Annotated in this window: 9 protein-coding genes; 5 read left to right on the top strand and 4 right to left on the bottom strand. The window is 60.7% G+C overall.

From position 1 onward, the window contains the following. Positions 1-250: DMT family transporter (locus tag WBF74_RS13995; protein ID WP_424440976.1), on the top strand; the 250-nt coding region annotated here is incomplete at its 5' end. A 235-nt stretch (positions 251-485) separates the two neighbouring features. Here the strand turns inward: WBF74_RS13995 and hfaB are convergent. Then, complete coding sequence (gene hfaB, locus WBF74_RS13990; RefSeq protein WP_424440974.1) at positions 486-1,538, bottom strand: holdfast anchoring protein HfaB; 1,053 nt, start codon at positions 1,536-1,538, stop codon at positions 486-488. A gap of 358 nt (positions 1,539-1,896) precedes the next feature. Between hfaB and WBF74_RS13985 the strand changes: the two genes are divergently transcribed. The 3 genes from WBF74_RS13985 (at position 1,897) to WBF74_RS13975 (ending at position 3,719) form a co-directional block, all read left to right on the top strand. Continuing rightward, positions 1,897-2,499 carry a 2-hydroxychromene-2-carboxylate isomerase gene (locus tag WBF74_RS13985; protein WP_424440972.1) on the top strand — a complete coding sequence of 201 codons (603 nt, stop codon included), beginning with the start codon at positions 1,897-1,899 and terminating at the stop codon, positions 2,497-2,499. Beyond that, a complete protein-coding gene (locus WBF74_RS13980) occupies positions 2,492-3,319 on the top strand; it encodes a rhomboid family intramembrane serine protease (protein ID WP_424440970.1) in 828 nt (275 codons plus the stop codon). The genes WBF74_RS13985 and WBF74_RS13980 overlap by 8 nt, the downstream gene beginning before the upstream one ends. Positions 3,320-3,392: 73 nt before the next feature. Next, complete coding sequence (locus WBF74_RS13975) at positions 3,393-3,719, top strand: DUF4389 domain-containing protein (RefSeq protein ID WP_424440968.1); 327 nt, start codon at positions 3,393-3,395, stop codon at positions 3,717-3,719. Here WBF74_RS13975 and WBF74_RS13970 read toward each other — a convergent pair. Next, the gene (locus WBF74_RS13970; RefSeq protein WP_424440966.1) at positions 3,703-4,374 is read right to left on the bottom strand and encodes a TetR/AcrR family transcriptional regulator; all 672 of its coding nucleotides are present in this window, start codon (positions 4,372-4,374) and stop codon (positions 3,703-3,705) included. The genes WBF74_RS13975 and WBF74_RS13970 overlap by 17 nt on opposite strands. Before the next feature lie 114 nt (positions 4,375-4,488). On the opposite strand from WBF74_RS13970, the gene WBF74_RS13965 reads away from it, so the two are divergent. Continuing rightward, positions 4,489-5,919 carry a carotenoid oxygenase family protein gene (locus WBF74_RS13965; protein ID WP_424440964.1) on the top strand — a complete coding sequence of 477 codons (1,431 nt, stop codon included), beginning with the start codon at positions 4,489-4,491 and terminating at the stop codon, positions 5,917-5,919. Here WBF74_RS13965 and WBF74_RS13960 read toward each other — a convergent pair. Next, the gene (locus tag WBF74_RS13960; RefSeq protein ID WP_424440962.1) at positions 5,916-6,524 is read right to left on the bottom strand and encodes a GDYXXLXY domain-containing protein; all 609 of its coding nucleotides are present in this window, start codon (positions 6,522-6,524) and stop codon (positions 5,916-5,918) included. The two genes, WBF74_RS13965 and WBF74_RS13960, sit on opposite strands and share 4 nt — an antisense overlap. Continuing rightward, positions 6,521-7,435, bottom strand: a 915-nt coding sequence (locus WBF74_RS13955; RefSeq protein WP_424440960.1) for a hypothetical protein, incomplete at its 5' end; no start/stop codon positions are given. The genes WBF74_RS13955 and WBF74_RS13960, both read right to left, overlap by 4 nt.

Genomic DNA, 7,435 nt, shown 5'->3' with positions numbered 1-7,435 from the left:
CGAGGGCTACACGAAGCTACCGCTGGTGGCGCTCAATCTTGTGGCGCTTGCGCTTGCGGTTTTCTTTCTGATGCAGGCGATGCGGGTTCTGCCGCTCGGTACTTCCTATGCCGTGTGGACGGGGATTGGCGTTGCCGGTTCCGCGCTGATCGGCATCTTCTTCCTTGGAGAGAGTGTTGCGCCGATGCGGCTCATCGCCATCGGCACCATCATAGCGGGTGTTGCCATGCTGCGGCTTGTTGATGGTTAGGTGAAAGAGACCCCGGCACAAAAAAGAGGGAGGGCGTTGAGCCCTCCCCAGTTGGGTCTTCCCGAACGAACAAACTGATACACATTCGTTCGAGGGTTGGCGGACAAAGCTCCGCCTAGGCTGCTCACTGTCCGGCCGGAGGCCGACCAGTCCGGACAAGGTGAGAGTGGGAGCCGGCGATGCTTTTCATGCTTTTGCTTTCGGGCATCGCCGGTGGTTCAGGAAATGTGTCGGATCAGTAGGTGCCGCCCCGCAGGCCGCCCGTTTCGAAGACCGGCTCGGAGTAGTAGGCGTAGGGCGCGGCGTCAGCCTCGTTGTTGCGGTTCTGCACGGGGGCTTCGGCAACGCGCTGGGCAGGCTTCACCTTGGCAGCGGGATTTGCCTGGCGATAATCGATCTCGCCCATCGGGTCCTTGTTGCCGGGGAAGCGGGCGCAATCCGTCGGGTTCACACCGTAAAGGGGCACAAGCATCTTCAGGACGGCGCGCTCGATGACGGAGCGCACGGCAAGCTGGATTGGCTCCTGAGCGCTCGAACCAGCGCCGAGCGAGAAGAGATTGCCGCCGAAGAAGTCGAACACGCCTGCCTTGATTTCGCGGCCGACGATCTGCTTCTGGTAAGAGACAAAGTCCACCACTTCGAGCGTGCGGCTGTTCACGAGGCGCAGGTCGAGGCCGACATTCATCACATAGGTCGAGGCAGAGGCATTCGCCGCCGCGCCCATGTCGCCGCCTTCGGCAAAGCCCGCATTGAGGCCGCCCGAATGGATGTTGAAGTTGAGTTCGGTGATGCCGCCGACAATGTAGTAGTCGGAGCCGCGGATTTCGCCCGCATAGATCTTGCGGTAGTCCTCTTCCGGGCCACCATCGCCGATCAGCTTGTTGTTCGTATATTTCAGCTCAAGCTCGGTGATCGAGGTGTCATAGCGTTCGACGAGCGGCACACCGGCCTTGCCAAGCGCGGACATCGCCATGAGCGAGGCGCCCTGCGTGATCTTCATGCCCGAGCCATCGGCTTCCGCTTTGCCCGTATAGTCGCGGATATTGCCGACAGCGATGCGCGTTGCCGTCGTGCTTGCCGGAACATGGCGCGCGAGGCAGCGCAGGGCGTTTGAATAGGGGGTTTCGTTGTTGATGACCGGCGCATTGCCAATCGGCGTTGTGTAGCGGCCATCGGAGCCCGCATTGGCACTGACGCAGCCTGTAAGCGCGAATGCTACCGCAAGCGCCCCCAGCGTCCGCTTGGGCAATCCCTTCTTCGTCGCAATCGACACAACCGTATTGAACACTTTGGCCTCCTGATGGTCTGCTTTCGGCGGTCGTGCTGGCGATCATTTTTTTTCGATTCTGCCACCGTGCCGCCGAGGCATCGGATGACCGGGTGTTTGCAACCGGTATGCCAGCGGTAAGGTCTCATTAAGAACCGCAGGAATCCGCCATTTTTCTGAGGTTGACGGCTTTCTCTCGTCGGAGCGGCAGGGGCGGCGGGACGGGGGACACGCGCCGGGACGTGCCACGTCCCGATTTGGTGCGGGTGTCGCTGTGCCGCCATGCGACAGCATCTTGCGGAAGCGGGTTGCGGCCTCTGCTCACGCGGGCGACACTCCGCGCCATATCGTTAATGGCAGCAGGATGCGGAGCCCGACCTTGGCAAAGCTCGAATTCTTCTTTGATTGTTCCAGCCCCTGGACCTATCTCGCCTTCAGCCGGATCGAGGATCTGGTCGCACGGACAGGGGCGGAGATCATCTGGAAGCCCGTTCTCGTGGGCGGCATCTTCAACGCAGTTAACGAAAGCGTTTATGAGGCGCGCGCCAACCCGCATCCGGTCAAGAGCCGCTATTACAACAAGGATCTGAAAGACTGGGCGCGCTATTGCGGCATCGAGATCGGCAAGCCGCCGGTTTTCCCCGTGCGCGCGGTCGATGCAATGCGCGCCGCCATTGTTGCGCAGGATGAAGGGAAGCTGCCCGCCTTTGCCTGGGCGACCTTCCGCGCCTATTGGGGCGAACTGAAGGACATCAGCCAGCCATCGGTGCTGGAGGAGATATGCACGGGGGTGGGGCTCGACTGGAACAAGGTCAGCGCGCGCATCAAGGATGAGGATGTGAAAGGGCGGCTCAGGGCAAACACGGAAGAAGTGATTGCGCGGGGCGGTTTCGGTTCACCCACCATGTTTGTCAACGAGACGGATATGTATTTCGGGAATGACCGGCTGCCGCTGGTCGAGGCGGCGCTGAAAAATGGCTGACCCTGTGACGAACGGCCCGGTGGAGCGGCGCGAGCCACCCGCCTTCAATGTGCCGCGCCCCGTGCTTCTGCTGCTGATGGCGATTGTCGGTGTGTATCTTCTGGTCAGCAGTCTCGACTTGGAGATGCAGGAGCAGGTGCTTCTCCATTTCGCGCTTTTTCCGTCGCGCTATCTGCCGGAGGGAAGCGCTATCGCGCATCTTCTGCCCGGCGGGGCGGGGCCGGTGTTCTGGACGCCCGTTACCTACACATTCCTGCATGGCGGGCTGGAGCATCTCGTCGTCAACAGCGTGTGGCTGCTCGCCTTCGGTTCGCCTTTGGCGGTGCGGTTCGGGGCCGGGCGTTTCTTCCTTTTCTATTTTCTTTGCGGCGCGGCGGGTGCCTTCCTTCATGTCTATCTTTATCCGGGATCGGACATACCCGTGGTGGGAGCTTCGGCTGCGATCTCCGGGCTGATGGGGGGAGCGGCGCGTTTCGTGTTTCTTTCCGGCGGGCCGCTCGGCGCGCTGGGCGGGCGAGGCGCAGGAAATCCCTATGCCCCGCGCAGGCGGACCAGCGTATTCGGGGCGCTGCGCGACAGGCGCACGCTCATCTTCGTGGTCGTGTGGGTGGGGGTGAATTTTCTCTTTGGTTCCACGGCGCTTGGCAGCGCACTTGGCGCAGAGCAGGTTGCATGGGAAGCGCATCTCGGCGGCTTCCTGATGGGGCTTTTCATTTTCGGCTTTTTCGATCCGCTGCGCCTTTCGCCCTCTGGCGGGCCGGGGAATGTCGGCTATGGCGAGTGGCTGGAAAAAGACCCGCATGGGCGCGACGGATTTTAAGCCGGTGGCTCATTGAATTGGCGCTGGCATAAACCACATTCGCAACAGGCCCTTATCCGCAGGAGAAACAGGCATGAGCGATACATCGACTGGTTCCGCCAACCCTTCAGACCATGAAGCAGGAAGCGACGTGTCGTCCGCGCGCAAGGAACTTGGCATCCGGCTGCTTTACATGGTCGCGTTCTGGTTTCTCGGCCATATCGCCTTTTCAGTCGCGATCTTTCTCGCCGTCGTTCAGTTTGTGGTAGTTTTCCTCACGGGCGAGAAGAATGAGGAATTGCGCAAATTCAGCCGCAACCTCATCCAGTATATCTGGGAGTGCCTTGCCTTCCTGATTTTCGCGCGCGAGGAAAAGCCGTTCCCGCTGGGACGTTTCCCGTCCGTCACGTCGCCTGAGTGAAGCTCTCGTATTTTTTGAGACCTTCAGGCGTCAGCAGGCCGCGCAGCACCGCGCCTGTCGTTACGCTGAAACGCTCTGCGGCCTCTTCGGCGCTTTCATGGAAGCCCGCAAGCTCCAGGCTGCAAAGCCCGTGAACCGTGGCCCAGAGCGCATCAGCGAGAACGGTCGGGTTCGCGTCTCGCGGCATGCTGCCTTCGGCCATGCAAGCATTCACCGCGTCCAGCAGGTTCTGATAGGAGGGGTGGCTCGCAATCGTGCGCGCCGTCGGCTCGTCTGCCGTCGGCTCCTTGTGACGGATTGAGGCGGGCACCGGCAATGTCGCGCTGATCATCAGCGCGTAATAGGACGGGTTGCCGAGGGCGAAATCGCGATAGGCGCGCGAAAGATTTGCAAGCCAGAGAAGCGGTTCGGCAGGGCGTTCGGCTGCCTGCTGCGCCACTGTCAGCCGATCGAATGCTTCCTCGAAAAGCGCGGTGATAAGCCCGTCCTTGCCGCCAAAGGACGTATAGACAGCCATTGTCGATGTGCCGACTTTCGCGGCCAGCTTGCGCAGCGAGATGGCTTCGGGGCCGCCATGCATCAGCATTTCACTTGCGGCATCAAGCAGGGCCTTGCGCTGGGCGTCGCGCCGGCTGCCGGCTGAAGAGGTGCTCATTTCAGTACTCATGGGTCTTCTATCGAACAGGCTTGACCTCCTGTCCAGCCCTAACTATAACGCAAGCATAACGCTGTTATAATAACTAAGGCTGTTTTCGGGAGACGCCCCATAATGTCACGCCCTTATCCGAACAATCCGTTCCTTCAGCACAATTTTGCGCCCGTGCAGGCCGAGTGCGATGCGCCGGACCTCATCGTGCATGGCGAATTGCCGCGTGATCTTGTCGGCACGCTCTATCGCAACGGTCCGAACCCGATGTTTCCGCCGCTGGGCGAGCAGCATCACTGGTTTCTGGGCGAGGGCATGGTCCACGCGATCCATGTGGAGAACGGCAAGGCAAGCTATCGCAACCGCTGGGTGCGGACGGAGCAATACAAGCTCCAGCGCGAGGCGGGAGAGCGCCGCATTTCCACTGGCTTTGGCGATGCGCCCCTGCCGGGCACGGAGAAGGTGAAGCGCAATGTGGCGAATACCAACATTGTCTGGCATGCGGGCAAGCTGCTCGCGCTGGACGAGGGCAACTCGCCGGTCGCGATGGATGGCGACACGCTGGAGACGCAAGGCTCGTGGACCTTCGAGGGCAAATATACTGGCCCGATGACCGCGCATCCGAAGTTCGATCCGAAGACGGGCGAGATGCTTTTCTTCGGCTACATGGCTGCAGGTCCGGCCAGCCCTGACATTTCCTATCAGGTGGTGGATGCGCAGGGGAAACTCACCCGCAGCGATCTTTTCAAGGCGCCTTACGCCAGCATGGTGCATGACTTCATCACCACGGATGAGCATGTGATCTTTCCGATCTTCCCGGCGACGATCGATGTGGAACGCATCATGAAGGGTGGACCGACCATTGCGTGGGACCCGAAGGCGGGCACGCATATCGGCATCATGGCGCGGAATGCGAGTGTGGATACGATCCGATGGTTCAAGGGCGATCCCTGCTATGTCTATCACCCGATGAATGCGTGGACGAGCCATGAGGGCGGGCGCACGCGCGTTTATGCGGACATGATGAAATATACGCGCGTGCCGCTCTTCCCGGATGCGGACGGGACACGGCCGCCTGCCTCGCTTACGGACGAAGCGGCGCTGCTGGTGCGCTGGACGTTTGATCTCGACAGCAATTCAGACAGCTATACGGAAGAAGTGCTGACTGATCTTGGAGGCGAGTTCCCGCGTCTTGACGAGCGCTTTGCGGGGCATGGCTATCGCCACGGCTATTACGCGGCGATGAAGCGGCCCAATGAAGCGCCGGGATCATCCTTCGATACGCTGGTGCATATCGACGTTCAGACCGGCAAGCGCTCCGAGTGGGAGCCGGGCAAGGGCTGCTATGTGCATGAGCCGGTTTTCGTGCCTCGCAAGAACGGGGCGAACGAGGGCGATGGCTATCTCGTCTCGCTGGTTTATGACACGAGCCGCAATATCAGCGATTTCATCGTTCTTGATACGGATGATGTGTCGAAGGGGCCGATTGCGCGGGTAGAGCTTCCTGCCCGTGTGCCTTTCGGCTTCCATGGGAACTGGCGGAACGCGAGCTAGAAGAGCGGTTCCTCATAGACGGGTTCACCGTCGAGACGAAGTTGCTTGATGGCAGCGGTGCCGTTGCCATCAAGCGCCACATCCACGGTGATGCGCCCTTCATTGCGGCTGTGTTCCAGCTCACGGCCTTCGCCTTCCGGCACGAAGTAGCTTTCGATGCCGTAATCAACCGAAACCACATTGCAGCCCGGACATTCCGCGAGCGGCCCGCGACCGGTATCTTCCGGCACCATCAGGTCTTCCGGCATGGTTCTGATAAAGCTCACGCGCCCGCGAATAAGGGCGTGGCCGGGGTCAACCTCGCGGTGTTCGCGCCATACGGCTACGGGCTGCGCAACAGGCTCCTGCCGCGCAAGTTCGACATAGATCGTATCGCCATGCGCGAAATCGTCATCCCCGTCGATTTCATCAAGGGTGATGGTCGAGATCGTATAATTCAGAATGACATAATGGCCGCGAAAGAGATCGCGCGGGTCGATGGGTCTTGTCTCCAGCGTGACGACGGTGTCGGAGCGGAGCAGCGAGACACGGTCCCAGACCATCGCACCGAGAAACAGCGACTGGCCGACAAGGAGGGCGAAGACGGTGAGGGCGAAGCGGGTCATGACGCGGCTCCTTCCGTCTGCTTCACAAGTCGGCGGCGCATCCGCTCCATCACGAAGGCGCCTGCGATAAGCAATATGCCGCCCAGCGCGAAGAAGATGGCCGTGTCGAGCAACGTGTTCAGCGTTTCGAAATAGAGCCACAGGACTTCAACACCGAAAGCAATGAAGCCTGCATTCACGGCAAAGCGGGACTCATTTGCCGTCCCCCATGACACGAGCCAGGCAGAGAGCACCAGGAAAAGTGCTGCATATATCCAGGGCACGAGATGGGGAGCCGCCCCTTCAATGAAGGGATAGGCGACAGAGGCAATGGCGAGGGCGCCGATGCCGGCGAGGTGGCGTGCTTCGATGAGGCGCTTGCTCACCGCTGCCGCGCCGAGCACGGCCAGAAGGGCAGCAAAGAGAAGGCAGGCAAAAAGCGTGAAGCCGGAACCATCCTCAGCCGCGATATCAGGGCTGTTCTGGAAGAACCAGAAAAGCGCGAAGGTGAGCGTGATGCCATAGGCTTGCGCGGTGGATGCAAAACGAGCGCCGCGTGACGAGAAGAAAATGGCCGCAAGCCAGATGCAGAGCGCTTCGAGAGTGAAGACGACAAGATGCCAGCCGTCTTCCATGTTGAAGGCACCCGCCATGGCGGTTGCTGCCTGCCAGATGAAGGCGGCAATCAATACCAGATGAAAGCCGGGTGCCCAGGCGAAACGAAGCGCGAGAAAGGCGGGGATCGCCCAGATGATCCAGAAGCCCCAGTGTGGTGTGCTCTCATCCATCTGCAGGGCGAAGACGCTCCAGATGACGGAAAGGAGAATGGCGAGCGCGAGGGCCGGGCGGGAGGGAAGGAGAGCCGCGGCGGCAAGGGAAGCAATGCACCAGGCAAGGATGCCACCCGGGTCATCTGTCACGATGTGATAGAT

Origin of the sequence: Parvibaculum sp. (assembly GCF_049672805.1) — a bacterium.
Classification (GTDB): domain Bacteria; phylum Pseudomonadota; class Alphaproteobacteria; order Parvibaculales; family Parvibaculaceae; genus Parvibaculum.
Note: the sequence above shows the minus strand (reverse complement) of the source record. Positions and strands in the feature narration are given on the sequence as shown.

Excerpts from the sequence above, each read along its gene's own strand:
- WBF74_RS13980 (WP_424440970.1), top strand. The coding sequence starts at position 2,492 with ATGGCTGACCCTGTGACGAACGGCCCGGTGGAGCGGCGCGAGCCACCC.
- WBF74_RS13975 (WP_424440968.1), top strand. The coding sequence starts at position 3,393 with ATGAGCGATACATCGACTGGTTCCGCCAACCCTTCAGACCATGAAGCA.
- WBF74_RS13970 (WP_424440966.1), bottom strand. The coding sequence starts at position 4,374 with ATGAGCACCTCTTCAGCCGGCAGCCGGCGCGACGCCCAGCGCAAGGCC.
- WBF74_RS13965 (WP_424440964.1), top strand. The coding sequence starts at position 4,489 with ATGTCACGCCCTTATCCGAACAATCCGTTCCTTCAGCACAATTTTGCG.
- WBF74_RS13960 (WP_424440962.1), bottom strand. The coding sequence starts at position 6,524 with ATGACCCGCTTCGCCCTCACCGTCTTCGCCCTCCTTGTCGGCCAGTCG.